Genomic DNA, 16,003 nt, shown 5'->3' with positions numbered 1-16,003 from the left:
TGACCGCCAAGGTGCCGGCGTCACCGGTTTCGGCCCTGCCGCCGGAACAGCGCAAGGTCAGGGTCGTCGGGCCAGCGTTCCTTCCCGACCCATCAGCGGCAATAGATCTGCAAGCTCCGGCCCCGAAGACCGCCCGGTAAGGGCAAGCCGCAGCGGCATGAACAGTGGCTTGCCCTTGCGGCCCGTCGCTTCCCTGATCTTGCCGGTCCAATCCTTCCAGACCGTGCCGTTCCAAGGCTCTTCCGGCAACAGGTCGAACGCCTGGTGGAGGAAGTCACGGTCCTCGCCGGAAAATTCCGCCGGCTCCTGCGGCCCGTCGCTCAGGATTCGCCACCAGGCGACAGCGTCGGACAAACGGTCGATATTGCCGCGCACGGCGAGCCAGAAGGGCTCGGCCCTGTCGCCGGAAATGCCAAGCACAATCAGCCGGTCGCGCGCCTCCTCGAACGGCATTTGGTGCATCAGCGTGCGATTGAGCACGAAAAGCTCGTCGGGATCGAACTTGGCGGCAGACTTGGATGTCGCGGCCGGGTCGAAATGGCTGGCGAGCTGGTTGAGATCGTGCGCTGCCGTGACATTTTCCGATGTGCCAACGAGCACGGCAAGCGAGGCGACAGCCATCGGCTCGATGCCGTCCTCGCGCAGGCTTTCTATCGACAGCGCGCCGGTGCGCTTCGACAGCCCCTCACCCGACACGGTGGTCAAGAGATTGTGGTGCCCGAACACCGGCGGCTCAGCGCCCAGCGCCTGGAACAAGGCGATCTGCACGCCGGTGTTGGTTACGTGGTCGTCGCCGCGTATGACATGGGTGACGCCCATCTCGATGTCGTCGACCACCGAAGGCAGCGTGTAGAGATAAGTGCCGTCCTCACGAACCAGGACCGGGTCCGACAGTGAGGCGAGATCGACGGTCTCCTCGCCGCGCACAAGGTCGTCCCAGTGCACCTCGGTCCGCTCGGGCTGCAGCGGGTCGCCGGTGAAGTTCGGCAAAAGAAAGCGCCAGTGCGGCCGGCGCCCGTCGGACTCGTATTCGGCCACCTGCTCCGGCGTCAGCGTCAATGCCTCGCGGCCATAGACCGGCGGCAGGCCGCGCGTGCGGCGCACCTTGCGGCGCAGGTCGAGCTCCTCCGGCGTTTCGTAGCAGGCATAAAGCACGCGCGCCGCCTTCAGCCGCTCCACCGCGGCGTCATAGACTTCAAAGCGACGCGACTGGTATTCGGTAACGTCGGGAAAAATGCCGAGCCAATGCAGGTCATAGAGAATTGAATCGGCGAATTCCTGCGTCGAACGGGCAACGTCTGTATCGTCGAAGCGCTGGATGTAGCGGCCCTTGTTGTTCATGGCGAAGAGCCAGTTGAACAGCGCGGTGCGGGCATTGCCGATGTGGATGCGGCCGGTCGGCGACGGGGCGAAACGAACGGTAACTGTCATGAGCGGGGCGTAGCGAATGCTTCCAGGCTTGACAAGACACGCCCCCGCGCAGGGCAACAGATAGTGCAAGCCAGCTAAAATGAAAAGCCGCCCGTCGGGCCCGGCCCCGGGCAACCCGACGAACCGTCCGCAAGGACCGTCAAATAAAGGCTTTTCGATGCGCCTTTCTGTCCCCGTTATCCACATATGTGACACACAACATATTGGGGTCACAAAACCTACAAAAACGAATCCTTGACGGGTCAGAACGAGTCGCTTTTTATAGGCCATGCGCTCCTGTTGCGGGCGTGACCGGAGAGTTCAGAAGCCGGTCTTTTTTCCCGGATTTTGTGCGTTTTGCCCACATTTCCGCCCGTTCACGAGGCCGGCGGAAGCGTTGGGTATGATGGGGCTTGGGTGGGCGAAAGGGAGAATTGTCGGGCTGGAAAAAATGATCTGTTAACACTATATTTAGTGTTTGCAGGCAGGCTCGACCCTAGATAGTGTGAACCTCCCTCTTCCGAGGGAATCGACAAAAGTTTCAGTTTTGAGGGACCCGCGGGTCGGCCTGCAGCCTGGGTGAGCGCTTGGAAGGGCGTTTGCTTGTCTGCACGGTGTTGCTCGCGACGAGGAGAATGCCGGCGTCGCCTGCGATGCCGGCAAACGGCGGACCGTGCTTTTCGCCTGGCGGGGCAGCAATCCCTGGGGAAAAGCGCTATATGTAGACAAAAGGGACCGGACCAATGCGCATCGAGCGTCGCTTCACCAAGCCAGACCAAGCAGGTCAAGAAGGGGCAGCTTACGCGGAGATCGAATTCCGCAAGGCCCTGTCGGAGATCAAGAATCCCGACGGCTCGGTGGTGTTCCGCCTCGACAACATCGATGTGCCGGCGCAGTTCAGCCAGGTCGCGGCCGACATCCTGGCCCAAAAATATTTCCGCAAGGCCGGCGTCCCGGCGCGCCTGAAGAAGGTCGAGGAGAACGACGTCCCCTCCTTCCTGTGGCGTTCGGTTGCCGACGAGGCCGAACTCGCCAAGCTCCCCGAGGCCGAGCGCTATGGTTCGGAAACCGATGCTCGCCAGGTCTTCGACCGGCTGTCCGGCACCTGGACCTATTGGGGCTGGAAGGGCGGCTACTTCAAGTCCGAAGAAGATGCCCGCGCTTTCCGCGACGAGCTTGCCTATATGCTGGCCACTCAGCGCGTGGCGCCGAACTCGCCGCAATGGTTCAACACCGGCCTGCACTGGGCCTATGGCATCGACGGGCCGAGCCAGGGTCACTTCTATGTCGACCCCTTCACCGGCAAGCTGACCAAGTCGAAGTCGGCTTACGAGCATCCGCAGCCGCATGCCTGCTTCATCCAGAGCGTTCAGGACGACCTCGTCAACGAGGGCGGCATCATGGATCTGTGGGTGCGTGAGGCGCGCCTGTTCAAATACGGCTCCGGCACCGGCTCGAACTTCTCGATGCTGCGCGGCGAAGGCGAGAAGCTGTCCGGCGGCGGCCGCTCGTCCGGCCTGATGAGCTTCCTCAAGATCGGCGACCGCGCGGCCGGCGCAATCAAGTCGGGCGGTACCACGCGCCGCGCCGCCAAGATGGTCATCGTCGACGCCGACCATCCCGATATCGAGGACTTCATCGACTGGAAGGTCAATGAGGAGCAGAAGGTCGCCTCGCTGGTGACCGGCTCGAAGATCGTCAAGAAGCACCTCGAAGCGATCATGAAGGCCTGCGTCAATTGCGAAGGCAATGGCGACGACTGCTTCGACCCGGCCCTCAACACCGCGCTGAAGCGCGAGATCAAGGCGGCCAAGAAGGACGCCGTGCCGGAGAACTACATCTATCGCGTCATCCAGTTCGCCCGCCAGGGTTACACCTCGATGTCGTTCAAGACCTACGACACCGACTGGGACTCTGACGCCTATCTCACCGTTTCCGGCCAGAACTCCAACAACTCGGTGTCGCTGAAGGACAATTTCCTGCGCGCCGTCGAGGCCGACGGCGACTGGCAGCTCACCGCCCGCAAGGACGGCAAGGTGCTGAAGACGCTGAAGGCGCGGGACCTGTGGGAAAAGATCGGTTATGCCGCCTGGGCGTCCGCCGATCCCGGCCTGCATTTCAACACGACGATGAACGACTGGCACACCTGCGCCTCCGCCGGTGCGATCCGGGCCTCCAACCCGTGCTCGGAATACATGTTTCTCGACGACACGGCCTGCAACCTCGCCTCGATCAACCTCCTGCCCTACCGCAAGGAAGACGGCACGATCGACATCGCCGCTTACGAGCACACCGTTCGGCTGTGGACCGTCGTGCTCGAGATCTCGGTGATGATGGCGCAGTTCCCGTCGAAGGAGATCGCCAAGCTCTCCTACGACTACCGCACGCTCGGCCTCGGCTACGCCAACATCGGCGGCCTGTTGATGACGTCCGGCATTCCCTACGACTCCGACGAGGGCCGGGCGATCTGCGCCGCGCTCACCGCCATCATGACCGGCATCGCCTATGCGACCTCGGCCGAAATGGCTTCCGAGCTCGGCGCCTTCCCGGACTATGACCGCAACGCCCAGAACATGCTGCGCGTCATGCGCAACCACCGCCGCGCCGCCTATGGCGACAAGGACGGCTACGAGAAGCTCGCCGTCAATCCGGTGCCGCTGGTCGCCTCCGACCTGAAGCAGCAGGCGCTGGCCGAGCATGCCCGCGCCGCCTGGGATCGCGCCATCGAGCTCGGCGAGGAGCATGGCTATCGCAACGCGCAGGCGACCGTGATCGCGCCGACCGGCACGATCGGCCTGGTCATGGACTGCGACACCACCGGCATCGAGCCCGACTTCGCGCTGGTGAAGTTCAAGAAGCTCGCCGGCGGCGGCTACTTCAAGATCATCAACCGCGCGGTGCCGGAAGCGCTGCGCACGCTCGGCTATTCCGAAAGCCAGATTGCCGAGATCGAGGCCTATGCCGTCGGCCATGGCAACCTCAACCAGGCGCCCGGCATCAACCCGTCTTCGCTGAAGGCCAAGGGCTTCACCGATGATAAGATCGCGGCGCTGAATGCGGCGCTGAAGTCGGCCTTCGACATCAAGTTCGTGTTCAACCAGTGGACGCTCGGCGCCGATTGGGTGAAAGAGACGCTCGGCTTCACCGACGAGCAGCTTTCCGACTTTTCCTTCGAGATGCTGCCGGCGCTGGGCTTCTCCAAGAAGGACATCGACGCCGCCAACATCCATGTCTGCGGTGCGATGACGCTCGAAGGGGCACCGTTCCTCAAGGCCGAGCACCTGCCGGTGTTCGACTGCGCCAGCCCCTGCGGCAAGATCGGCAAGCGCTCGCTGTCGATCCAGAGCCACATCCTGATGATGGCCGCGGCGCAGCCCTTCATCTCGGGCGCCATCTCCAAGACCATCAACATGCCGAACGAGGCGACGGTCGAGGACGCCAAGAACGCCTACATGCTGTCCTGGAAGCTGGCGCTGAAGGCCAACGCGCTCTATCGCGACGGCTCGAAGCTGTCGCAGCCGCTCAATGCCTCGCTGCTCGCCGACGGCGAGGAGGACGAGGACGAGGCGGTCGAGCAGCTGATTGCGGCGCCCGCCGCGCAGCGCGCCGTGCAGGTGACGGAAAAGATCGTCGAGCGCGTCATCGAGCGTCTCTACCGCGACCGCGAGAAGCTGCCGAACCGCCGCAAGGGCTACACGCAGAAGGCGGTCGTCGGAGGCCACAAGGTGTATCTCAGGACCGGCGAGTTCGACGACGGCCGCCTCGGCGAGATCTTCATCGACATGCACAAGGAAGGTGCTGCCTTCCGCGCCATGATGAACAACTTCGCCATCGCCATCTCGCTCGGCCTGCAATATGGCGTGCCGCTCGACGAATATGTCGAGGCCTTCACCTTCACCAAGTTCGAGCCGGCCGGCATGGTGCAGGGCAATGACGCGATCAAGAACGCGACGTCGATCCTCGACTACGTGTTCCGCGAGCTTGCCGTGTCCTATCTCGGCCGCCACGACCTCGCCCATGTCGACCAGTCGGACTTCGACAAGACGGCGCTCGGCCGCGGCATCACCGAAGGCAAGGCGACGCCCTTCTCCAAGGGCCTCTATCGCGGTGCCTCGCCGGTGAAGCTGGTGTCGGCTGCCGGTTCGGACCCCAAGGGCTTTGGCGGCTCAGCCCCGACGACCGCCCCTGCCCGCGCAGCGCCCACCGCCTTTGCCGGCTCCAACGTGCTGGCATTGAAGCCGGCAAGCGACGAGGCCCTTGCCTACAAGCGCGACTATGAGGAGCGCGCCAGGGAACTGGCCGAGGAGATGGTGGAAGAGGAAGCCGAGGCCGCCGGCGGCGCCGAGGCGCTCTTCACCGACGCCGCCGCCAACGAGGCCGCCGAGGCCAAGAAGCTAGCCGCCACCCGTCGCCAGCAGTCCTTGCTCCAGGGTTACACCGGCAACGAATGTTCGGAGTGCCACAACTTCACCATGGTGCGGAACGGCACCTGCGAGAAGTGCGACACGTGTGGTTCGACGAGCGGGTGCAGCTGAGGCCCGATGCCGCCAAGGCTGACAGTCAGCGAAGTTATTCGCAAGCTGAAGGCCGATGGCTGGTATCTGGTTGCAACCAAATGCAGCCATCGCCAATATAGATCAAAGCCGGCCGCGTCATCGTGGCCGGCCGCACTGGCCTGATTGTCCAAGACCTTCCATGATCGACCACATCACCATCGAAGTGTGCGACCTCGAGAAGAGCAAGCTCTTCTACGAAAAGGCTTTTGCGCCCTTGGGCTACAGCCTCTCCTTCGGCAAGGAGGGCGTGTTCTGGGCCTTCGATGTCGGCAATGGCTGCCTGTTCGAAATCCAGCGCGCGGGCGAGAAGCCGCCGCTCACCCATCTGCACGTTGCCTTCCGGGTGAAGAGCAAGGCGGAGGTCGATGCGTTCTATCGGGCGGCGCTGGAGGCAGGTGCCGCGGACAATGGCGCGCCCGGGCCGCGTCCGGACTACGCGGCGAACTACTACGCCTGCTTCGTGCTCGATCCCGACGGTTACAACATCGAAGCGATGATCAACGAGGCGTGACGGGCGATGCCCTTCGGCTTCGTCATTCTAGGGCGGAGCAAGGAGCGAAGCGACGCAGCGCAGACCCTAGAATCCATGCCGTTACATCAAGGCGCTGCGGCGTTTCAGAATTCTGCACGCTGCGCCCTACGGCAATGGTCACGGCATGGGTCCTCGGGTCAAGCCCGAGGACGACGAAAGCGCGATGGACGGCCTCTCCTCCGCTCTTGTGGGGAGAAGGGAGCGCCGCCTTCAATCCTTGAACGTGATCCCGTATTTCGCGGCCTGTTCCTTCGGCATGTCGGCCAGCGCCTGGCGTACCGTGTAGCCACCATAGACGTCGCTGCCGTTGCGGATCATCCAGTCTTCGACATCGGCCTCGGCAACCGTCATGCGGTCGCCCATCTTGTACTGGTTGCCGTTGACGGGCTTGTCGGCCAGCAATCCGACGAAGCGGCCGTCGCTGAAAGCCACAAGCTGCATCCAGATATGCTCGGTGGCGCCGTTCTGGGTCAGCGGGAACTTGACCGTATAGGTGCCAGGCGTGCGGGCGGCCATCAACTCATGGAAGCGGGGTAGCGTCGAGTGGCCCTTGGCCTTAGCGCCCTGCATCGCCTCGTCGGTGGTTGAATAGGCGACCACATTGGCGTTGGGCGTATTGCCGCGCAGGTGCGAATTGAAAAATCCGTAGCCGACGGCGGCCACCACAGCGGCAGTGACAATCAGTTTGCGCATAGACCCCTCCAAGACGCGATCACGGACACGTTACCGGAAGGCCGTTGCCGCGCCGCTAAGGGAGACGGTGAGTCGATGGTTAGAGAAATCCTGAAATTGCCGTCGATCGCCGCCCCGCGCCGGGTGAAGCATACGGCCTCAATTCGCGTCGGCCACCATCTCGCCGCCGCCCAGCCACCTGCGCCACTGCCGCTCGTCGCCGTGGAAGACATTGAGGTCGATGCGGCCGCTGACGCCATGCGACAGGCCGGAGCCCGAATATTGCCAGAACAGCCAGTTGCGGCCCGGATAGACCTTTGACGGATGGGCGGCCACCGCGCGCAACCAGAACGGATAGTCGAGGAAAGCGCCGCGCAGATTGTCACGATAAAAATCCGGCGACGTGTAGATGATGGGCCGCTGGCCGTAATGGCGCTCCAGCTTGTCCATGAACACCTGCATCTTCTCCAGCACCTTCTGGCGCGAAGGCCGGCGCTTGCAGGAGGACTCGCCGTTCCACTCGACATCGATGACCGGCGGCAGCGCGCCTTGGACCCGCGGCACGTTGCGGATGAACCAGTCGGCCTGCTCGCCGGCGGTGCGGCACCAGTAGAAGAAATGATAGGCGCCGCGCTTCAGCCCGGCGGCATCGGCGCCGCGCCAGTTTTTCATGAACATCGGATCGAGATGGTCGCCGCCGTCGGTCGCCTTGATGTAGGCGAAGTTGGCGCCCTGGGCGCGCAGCTTTTGCCAGTTGATATTGCCCTGCCAGCGCGACACGTCGACGCCATGGACGGCAAGGTGCCTGGGCGAGGCGCGCCCGAAATTGATCGGTTTGGCATCGCGAAAGGCATAGCGGGTAACAGGGCCAGCCAGCATCGCGGGCGCTGCGCGCGACAGCCGCTTCGGCGGCGAGACGAGTGCTGCGGCCTCGACCGGGGGCTCGACCGTATCCGGCAGGTCCGGCGCCGGGAATGCCACCGTCTCTTCCTCGGCCAAGCCAAAGGGACGCGAATTCTCATCCCCTGGACGCGCGTTGTCCTCGTCAACACGAGCATTCTGGTCGCCAGGGAGCGACGCCGGCGGCCTGATGCGCGCGGCGCCCGCCATGGAAACGGTCTCCACCGTCATCGCAGCGTCGGCGGTCTTCACTGCCTTCGTCACCGGCGCGCTCGGCCGCACGACCGAACTGGTCGTCTCGTTCGACGGCATCTGCAAGGCATCGACGCCCGAGGTAGACGAGCAGCCGGCAAGGCAAAGCCCTGCAAGCACGAAACTGACGACGCCAAAAATCCGCATCTTGACCTGCACGCAAAACAAAACAGACCGAGGGCCGGAACAGCGCCGCCGGGAGCCCCATTCCTAATGAGAAATTACCAACAAAGTTTGAATCAAAATTTACCTTTGGTTCAGCGGGGCGATTCGCCAGGCGAGCCGACAATGAAAGCTCCGCCTTTGTTTCCACGCAATTTCCGAACGGCACACCGCTTCTCGGTTTTCCTCGAATTGCTTAGCGCCTGAACACGCCGATCATCGGCCCGAGATTCCAGAAATCGTCGTTGCGGCCAATGGCCGGCGCATAGAGGCTGGAGATCGAGCCGTCGAGGAAGAGCGCGTTGGGACAGCCGAGTTCGTCGCGGAACAGGCGCGCGAATTCGTGGAAAGTCACCACATCGTTCGAGATGGCGAAGACGACGACGCCGTCGCCACGCACGCCGACGCCATCGCGGATTTTTCGCGAAGGGCTGTCGGCCTGGAATTTCGGATGCAGCTTTCCGTCGATCACCAGCATCGGCCCGGACTGGGTGGCATAGTCCACCTTCGGGGAATGCTTCAAATAATCCTTCGTCGCGCGAACGCCGGCCTTGCCGTCGCTAAGATAGAAGACGCCGTTGGGCTGCATCGAGAAATTGCCGGAGCCGGCCCCGGTCTTCGCCGACGCGATCTGCTGCCCTCGCTCGACATAGAGACCGACAGGCGCGAGATTGGGATGGTACATGCCGGCATTGATGCCGAAGAGCATGGTGCGTCCGGCCGCCTGCTGCGCGCTTCGAAGATTGTGCAGCGACTGGTAGAGCTTGCCGTCGGGATCCTTCCAGAACAGCTCGATCGAGTAATGCTTCGGGTCCGTCTCGCAGACGAGATAGGTCGCGGTCTCGAAGGTGTGATTGCGGCACGGCGGCAGCGCTGCGACCCATTGGCTGAGCCCCAGGCCCGCACCGCCTACTGCCGGCACCGCCGATTTCACCAGCGCTGCCAGCAACGGCAGCGATTGCAGCAGCGTTGCAATGTCCATAGGCGCACCCGAAGCAAGGTTCAGGTGCCGGTATAGCGGATTCGGTGAAAGCCTCTAGCTCAGCCAGCCGACGGCGACGCCGATCAGCAGCACGACGCCGAGCAGGCCGCGATAGATGACGAAGGGCCAGGCGGAAAAGCGCTCGAGCACGCGCATCAGTCCCCATATGGCGAAGAAGGCGGAAATCGAGGCGACGACGAGGCCGACCGCCAGGACCGACCAGCCATAAGCGCCGAGGTGAATCTTGTGCAGTTCCCAAAGCTCCTTCAGGCCGGCCAACGCGATGGCCGGCAGGCCGAGCAGGAAGGAGAGCCGCGCCGCCTCCGGGCGGGCATAGCCAAGGCCCAGCGCCGCCGTCAGCGTCGATCCCGAGCGCGACACGCCGGGAATGAGCGCGCCGACCTGGGCCACGCCGACGAGCAAGGCGTCGAGCACGGACACCTTGTCCAGGGTCAGCCTGTGGCGGGCATAGATTTCCGACAGCGCAAGCAGCACAGCCATGGCGATGCAGGCCCAGCCGATCACGGCCAGCCCGCGCAGCGGCGAGTTGCAGGCATTGAGCACGCTGGATAGCGCAAGGCCGGCGATGACGATCGGAACGGTGGCAAGCACGATGCCGATCGCCAGGCGGAAATAGCGGTTGGCATAGTCGCGGCGCGTGAGCGCCGCCAGCGACCCCACCGCGACTTCCCTGACATCGCTCCAGAAATAGCTGATCACCGCGGCAAGGGCCGCGAGTTGCATAGCCGCAGAAAAGGCCGAGCCCGGGTCCTGCCAGCCAAGCACGGCGGGCACGACGCGCATATGCGCCGTCGAAGAGATCGGCAGCAGTTCGGTGATGCCTTGCACGATGCCGAGAAACGCCACCTTGGCGTAGCCCAGGCTGACAAAGCCGGTGTCCAATCCCTGCGTGCAGACGTCCGTCATCCCTGTCCTTTCCCCGGCGAAAAATGAATTGTTATGCGCAAAGCCCCTCAAGGGCAGGCTTAGCCTCATGGTACGGCGAAGCCAATTCACGGATTTGTAAGGTGCCGCTTATCCTGCTTGACAACAGGCGCCTCCATATTATCATGCGCTAATCTTACACTGTAAGGCAGATCGGAGGAGGACTAGCATGTCGACTGCCGCCCTCTCGGAACTGCAGCCGGTTGTCCCGCCGGTGTCGCACCATCCGGAAATCGGGATCGAGGAGGTCTCGCGTGATTTGAGCCGCGCCATCGAGCGCGCAGAGGTCAATGCCTGGCTCGATCTCTACGATGCCGCGCCCACGGAATTCGCCGCGCGGCACGGCTTGTCGCTCGCCCGCGACGGCGACCTCGTCTGGACCACCTGCACGACGATCCCCGTTCATCCATTTCAACTGCGTGAAGAACATCGGCGTCGACGGCCCGGCCACGGAAGATCAGCTCGATTCGCTGCTGGCGCATTACCGCGCTGCCGGCATCTTGCGGCCGTGGTTCTGCACAAGCCCGCACACCGAGCCTTCCCGGCTGCGCTGCTGGCTGGAAGCGCGCGGGCTCCAGCATCAGAGCGACTGGGAACGAGTTTTTCGCGACGCAACGCCGCTGCCTGCCGAGCCGCTGTTCCCGGCAGACGATCTGTCGGTCGAAGAGGTTACGTCCAAGACCGCTCCCGAATGGGCTTCCTTCATCGATGCGAGGTACAGGCTGCCCACCTCGCCCTGGCTCATGGCCCTGGTCGGCCGCGAGGGCTGGCGTCACTACATGCTGAAACGCGATGGCGCCGTGGCTGCCGTGCGTTCAATGTTCATCTCGGATGGCGCCGCCTGGAGCGGGATCGACGCCCCGGTGCCTGGCATCATGGCGCCGAGCTTCGACCTCGACGCCATGCTTGGCGAAAGGCTGGTCCGCGACGGCATAGCCGCCGGCGCAAGACTGTTCGTCGCCGACATCGAGGCGCCGCGCCCCGAACGCGACGGTCCGGCCTACCGCAACTACGCCCGGCTCGGCTACAAAATCGCCTATCTCCGCAGTCATTACAGCTATTTGCCGGCGCATTCGAGCTGATCGGAAAGACCTAAAGCGCGTCAGTTCGGTGCGATGCGCTTTAGCGGTACAGCCATTGCTTCAGGCAGCTTCTGGCCACGATATGCGCCGGCGGCAGCACCGGCTGGTCGAAGCGGGAATCGTCGGCAGCCCTGTCGCGAGCCTTTTCCAAGAGCAGGCGAAGCTCGGCCGGGCGCACGCGGTCTCGCTCCATCACGAGTTGGATCATCGGGTCGTTCAAAAGCTCGTCCAGGGGGTTGCTGCTCTCGCTCATCCGTCGCCTCCTCGATGCCTTCCCGCGTGGCGCTTAGATAGGCAGCCAATGATGGCCCGCCAATGACGCTTTGCCGGCTATCTCGTGAATCGAAGATGAAATTTTTGTGCAGGCATTCTTCCTTCTCCCATTGTTGTGGGAGAACGGAAAACTCTATGCCGGCGGTGCCCCCTCATATTGCGGCAGGCCGTCATCCAGCCGCACCCAAGGCTGCTTCGAAGCGGTCCAGAAATGCATGTCGGGCTTGAACGCGGACGGATCGTCGAGCGAGCCGGATGTGACGCCGAGAATGCCCCTGGAGTCACGTCGCGAAAAGATCGTCGTGCCGCAAGCCGGGCAGAAGCCACGCTTGAGGTCCGGCGAGGAATTGACCGTCGCCACCGGCCCCTCGATCGTGACATCATCGATGCGAAACAGGAGTCGCGCATTGAAGGCGGCGCCGATCGCCTTCTGGCACAGCCGGCAATGGCAGACGCGCTCGTTGATTGGTTCGGCCTCGGCGCGATAGCGCACTGCGCCGCACAGGCATCCGCCCTGGTATTTCGCCATTTCCAAGTACCCGATTGACAGGAAGGCCGGCACGGTAGCGGCGAACATCGGAGCGTCAATTAAAAAGCATTGATAGGACGCGATCGCTCACGGTGATGCCGGGCTGACACGGCAACAGATAGGATGGCGTCAGTGGCGCCGCGCCTGGACGAGGTAGGCGTCGATCTCGGTTTCGCCGAGCCATTTGGCGGCTTCCAGCCGGTGCAGCCCTTCGACCAGGACATGACGCTTGCCGTCGTGGCGCACCTGGATCGGCATCTTCATGCCGTTCTCGAGGATATCCTCGGCAAGATGGCGCACCGTCTCCGGATGCAGCGTCTTGCGCCTCGCCATCGGCACATAGATGTCGTCGACCTTGACCCTTTGCACGCGCAGCATCTTGGCTCCCGGCGTTCAAACATCGCCTGAAGATCAAATAAGCCGTTTGCCGGATAAGGCCAAGCGCCTGCTGGCCCGATCGTTTCCATTTGACGCTTGGCCGCCCTACGGTCTCAATGGCGACCTCTTGGTTTCGGTTTTTCCATGACGCAACGGCCCGCCGACTTTCCCGATTTCGGACTGACGCCCGAGCAGCGCCGGGAGGCGGTGCGTGGGCATTATTACGAGTGGCCCGGCATGGATGGCTCGAGCGGCGAGATCTGGTGCTACAGCGACCGCTTTTCCTATCGTCCGGGCGAGACGGTGACGCTTTTCGTCAGCTCGACGGCCCCGCAATTCAGAATTGTCATCGTCCGCCACGGCGGCGATGAAACCAAGGTCTTCGATGGGTCGGGACTGTCGGCGCGCTGGCAGGAAACGCCCGAGCAATGTTCGGTCGACGGCTGCGGCTGGGAAGCCTCGTTCGAATTCCGCATCGGCGATGACTGGCCGTCGGGAGCTTACCGTGTCAGGCTTTCGGCTGAAGGGCCGGACGGCACGCCGATCGAGAGCCACCACCTCTTCATCGTCGCGCCCCTGCCCGGCCGCAAGCCTGGTCGCCTGCTGCAGATCGCCGCGACCGGCACCTGGCTCGCCTATAACACCTGGGGCGGCTCCAACCACTATCAGGGCATCACCGGCCCGAACCGCGACCGATATGCGACGATGGTCTCCACGCAGCGCCCTTGGTGCCGCGGCTTCGTCGTGCTGCCCAAGGATGCACCGCGCGTGCCGCTGGAAGTCGCGATGCCGCCGAAGACCGTGCCGCGTTATCCGCATATGGAATGGGCCTTTGCCACGGGACATTCGAAGAAATACGCGTCTTCCGGCTGGGCAAGCTACGACAGCCATTTCTTCCGCTTTGCCGAACGCGCCGGATATCAGGTCGACCTCGCCAGCCAGCACGAGCTGCACTTCTCGCCGGAAATCCTCGACGGCTATGATTGCGTCGTCTTCGTCGGCCACGACGAATACTGGACCTGGGAGATGCGCGACGCGGTGGACGCCTATGTCGAGCGCGGTGGCCACGCGGCGCGCTTCGCCGGCAATTTCATGTGGCAGACCAGGCTGGAGGACGAGGGCCGCCGCCAGGTTTGCTACAAATACCGGGCGCGGGCCGAAGACCCGGCCTATCGCGGCGTCGACATCACCCGCGCCACCAATTCCTGGGAAGCGCCGGAGATCGGGCGTCCGGGCAGCGCTACCTTCGGCCTCAACGCGACGCGTGGCGTCTATGCCGGCTGGGGCGGCTGCGCGCCGCGCGGCGTGCGCGGCTTCCCTGTTTACCGCCCCGAGCACTGGGCCTTCGCCGGCACCGGCATCTATTATGGCGACCTGCTTGGCGCCGACAGCCATGTCTATGGCTATGAGGTCGACGGGCTCGATTTCGAGATACGCGGCGGCCTGCCCTACCCGACTGCGGAGAGCGGAGCGCCGGACGGCTTGCAGGTGCTGGCCGTCGGCCTGGCGAGCCAGGTCGAGGAAAGCGCCGACATTCCGATCGAAGACCAGTTTCTCACCGACGAGGACGGCCGCTTCACCGCCGAGACTTTGTTCGGCGAGGCCAGCGACGCCAATCTCGACAAGGTCAAGCGCGGCAACGGCATGATCGTCAATTTCCCGCGCGGCAAGGGCGAAGTCTTCCACGCCGGAAGCTGCGAATGGGTCGCCGGCCTGCTAAGGCAGGACGCGATGGTCGAACGCGTCACCAAGAATGTTCTCGACCGCTATCTCGGAAAGTCCTGATATGCCGACACCGGAAGTGCAGCCCTCGCCTGAAGCCGAAGCGCGGCCGCCGTCGCATTTGTTCTATCTCTCCAGCCTGCGCCGGCCACTCGTCGACCGCGCCGAGGGCATCTATTTCTGGACCAAGGACGGCCGCCGCTTCATCGACGGTTCAAGCGGACCGATGGTCGCCAATATCGGCCATTCCAACCGCAACGTGCTCGACGCCATGAAGCGGCAGATGGACAAGACCACCTTCGCCTATCGGCTTCATTTCGAGAACGAACCGGCGGAAGAACTGGCGCGGGCACTGTCTCACAAGCTGCCCGAAGGCATGGACCGCATCTTCTTCGTCTCGGGCGGCTCGGAAGCGACCGAATCCTGCATCAAACTCGCCCGGCAATGGGCGGTCGCCACCGGTCAGCCGAAGCGCTGGAAGGTGATCACCCGCTTCCCGTCCTATCACGGTGGCACGCTGGGTTCGCTCGCCATCACCGGCGACGACGCGCTTGCCGAGACATTTACGCCGCTGATGCGGGTGATGCCGACGGTGCCGGCGCCGGCCGCCTGGCGCGATCGCGACAACCTCTCGATGGAGCAGCGCGGCATCCGCTATGCCGACATGCTCGAAGACAAGATACAGGCCGAGGGCCCGGAAAGCGTGCTCGCCTTCATCATGGAACCCGTCGGCGGCGCGGCGACGGCAGCCCTTGTCGCGCCCGACAGCTACTATCCGCGCATCCGCGAGATATGCGACCGCTACGGCATCCTGCTCATCCATGACGAGGTGATGAGCGGTGCCGGCCGCACCGGCAAATTTTTGGGCGGCGACCATTGGAACTGCAAGCCGGACATCGTCGCGCTGTCGAAAGGGCTGGGCTCCGGCTATGCGCCGCTCGGCGCACTGGCTGCTCCCATGCGACTGGTCGGGCCGCTGCTCGCCTCCGGCGGCTTCCAGCACGGCCACACCTATGCCGGCAATCCGCTTGCCTGTGCGGCAGGCCTTGCGGTGCTGAGCGAAATGGACCGGCTAGATCTCATCGCCAACGCCGCCACCATGGGCGATGTGCTGATCGCAGAGTTGAAGGCGTTGCAGAAGCGTTTCCCTTTCATCGCCGACGTGCGCGGCAAGGGCTTGCTGCTCGGCGCCGAGATGGTCGCCGATCCGGAGGCGCTGACGCCGATCGCGCCGGCGAAAAAGGCAACGCAGCGCCTGCTCGACCACGCCTATGCGCGCGGCCTGATCATCTATGGCCGCAAGGTCAAGGGGGGCGTCGACGGCGACAATTTCATGGTAGCGCCGCCGATGATCATCACGCGCGAGCAGATCGGCGAGATGATCGCAATCATCGGCGACTCGCTCGAGGCGCTGGCGGAGGAACTCGACCTGCCGGTGGCCGGCTGAGGGTGAAATGGCGCTTTGAGACGTCCTGAGATGTTCGCGATCCTTCGCTCCCCCCTCTGGCCGGCCGGCCATCTCCCCCGCGAGGGGGAAGATCCGATGTCGCTGTCGCCTTCGCCAATCGCCCACGTTGCAGGAACAGCGCCGTCGGTGCACCTGCTGAT

At 63.7% G+C, this 16,003-nt stretch carries 13 protein-coding genes; 5 read left to right on the top strand and 8 right to left on the bottom strand.

Annotation, left to right across the window (positions count from 1 at the left end; translation table 11 throughout):
* Nucleotides 1-57: 57 nt before the first annotated feature.
* Complete coding sequence (gltX, locus tag EOA32_RS20005) at nt 58-1,431, bottom strand: glutamate--tRNA ligase (protein ID WP_095827819.1); 1,374 nt, start codon at nt 1,429-1,431, stop codon at nt 58-60.
* A 722-nt stretch (nt 1,432-2,153) separates the two neighbouring features.
* Here gltX and EOA32_RS20000 point away from each other — a divergent pair.
* A complete protein-coding gene (locus tag EOA32_RS20000; protein ID WP_095777791.1) occupies nt 2,154-5,945 on the top strand; it encodes a vitamin B12-dependent ribonucleotide reductase in 3,792 nt (1,263 codons plus the stop codon).
* A 160-nt stretch (nt 5,946-6,105) separates the two neighbouring features.
* Nucleotides 6,106-6,477 carry a VOC family protein gene (locus tag EOA32_RS19995; RefSeq protein ID WP_095777792.1) on the top strand — a complete coding sequence of 124 codons (372 nt, stop codon included), beginning with the start codon at nt 6,106-6,108 and terminating at the stop codon, nt 6,475-6,477.
* Nucleotides 6,478-6,708: 231 nt separating this feature from the next.
* Here EOA32_RS19995 and EOA32_RS19990 read toward each other — a convergent pair whose 3' ends face one another.
* The 4 genes from EOA32_RS19990 to EOA32_RS19975 form a co-directional block, all read right to left on the bottom strand.
* Nucleotides 6,709-7,191 (bottom strand): DUF2314 domain-containing protein, encoded by a 483-nt coding sequence (locus EOA32_RS19990; protein WP_095777793.1) that lies wholly within the window; start codon nt 7,189-7,191, stop codon nt 6,709-6,711.
* A 138-nt stretch (nt 7,192-7,329) separates the two neighbouring features.
* A complete protein-coding gene (locus tag EOA32_RS19985) occupies nt 7,330-8,469 on the bottom strand; it encodes a GH25 family lysozyme (RefSeq protein ID WP_095777820.1) in 1,140 nt (379 codons plus the stop codon).
* Between the two features lie 211 nt (nt 8,470-8,680).
* On the bottom strand, nt 8,681-9,466 hold the full coding sequence (locus tag EOA32_RS19980) for a phosphodiester glycosidase family protein (protein WP_128372650.1): 786 nt from the start codon (nt 9,464-9,466) through the stop codon (nt 8,681-8,683).
* A gap of 54 nt (nt 9,467-9,520) precedes the next feature.
* Nucleotides 9,521-10,393 (bottom strand): undecaprenyl-diphosphate phosphatase, encoded by an 873-nt coding sequence (locus EOA32_RS19975; RefSeq protein WP_066995237.1) that lies wholly within the window; start codon nt 10,391-10,393, stop codon nt 9,521-9,523.
* A 329-nt stretch (nt 10,394-10,722) separates the two neighbouring features.
* Here EOA32_RS19975 and EOA32_RS19970 point away from each other — a divergent pair, with 329 nt between their 5' ends.
* A complete protein-coding gene (locus EOA32_RS19970; RefSeq protein WP_245499333.1) occupies nt 10,723-11,493 on the top strand; it encodes a hypothetical protein in 771 nt (256 codons plus the stop codon).
* Between the two features lie 40 nt (nt 11,494-11,533).
* Here the strand turns inward: EOA32_RS19970 and EOA32_RS19965 are convergent, their stop codons facing one another.
* From EOA32_RS19965 to EOA32_RS19955, 3 genes are all read right to left on the bottom strand, one after another.
* Nucleotides 11,534-11,746 (bottom strand): hypothetical protein, encoded by a 213-nt coding sequence (locus tag EOA32_RS19965; protein WP_067328366.1) that lies wholly within the window; start codon nt 11,744-11,746, stop codon nt 11,534-11,536.
* Between the two features lie 153 nt (nt 11,747-11,899).
* Nucleotides 11,900-12,295: a GFA family protein gene (locus EOA32_RS19960; protein ID WP_095779642.1), complete on the bottom strand. Its 396-nt coding sequence runs from the start codon at nt 12,293-12,295 to the stop codon at nt 11,900-11,902.
* Between the two features lie 129 nt (nt 12,296-12,424).
* A complete protein-coding gene (locus tag EOA32_RS19955) occupies nt 12,425-12,673 on the bottom strand; it encodes a ParB N-terminal domain-containing protein (RefSeq protein WP_066995224.1) in 249 nt (82 codons plus the stop codon).
* Nucleotides 12,674-12,817: 144 nt separating this feature from the next.
* Here EOA32_RS19955 and EOA32_RS19950 point away from each other — a divergent pair, with 144 nt between their 5' ends.
* Entirely contained in the window at nt 12,818-14,458 is a 1,641-nt protein-coding gene (locus tag EOA32_RS19950) for a N,N-dimethylformamidase beta subunit family domain-containing protein (RefSeq protein WP_095779630.1), read from the top strand.
* Nucleotide 14,459: 1 nt separating this feature from the next.
* Nucleotides 14,460-15,842, top strand: a complete 1,383-nt coding sequence (locus EOA32_RS19945) for an aspartate aminotransferase family protein (protein ID WP_128372649.1) — start codon at nt 14,460-14,462, stop codon at nt 15,840-15,842.
* Nucleotides 15,843-16,003 lie beyond the last annotated feature (161 nt).

Source organism: Mesorhizobium sp. M1A.F.Ca.ET.072.01.1.1 (assembly GCF_004023325.1).
Lineage (GTDB): Bacteria > Pseudomonadota > Alphaproteobacteria > Rhizobiales > Rhizobiaceae > Mesorhizobium.
Note: the sequence above shows the minus strand (reverse complement) of the source record. Positions and strands in the feature narration are given on the sequence as shown.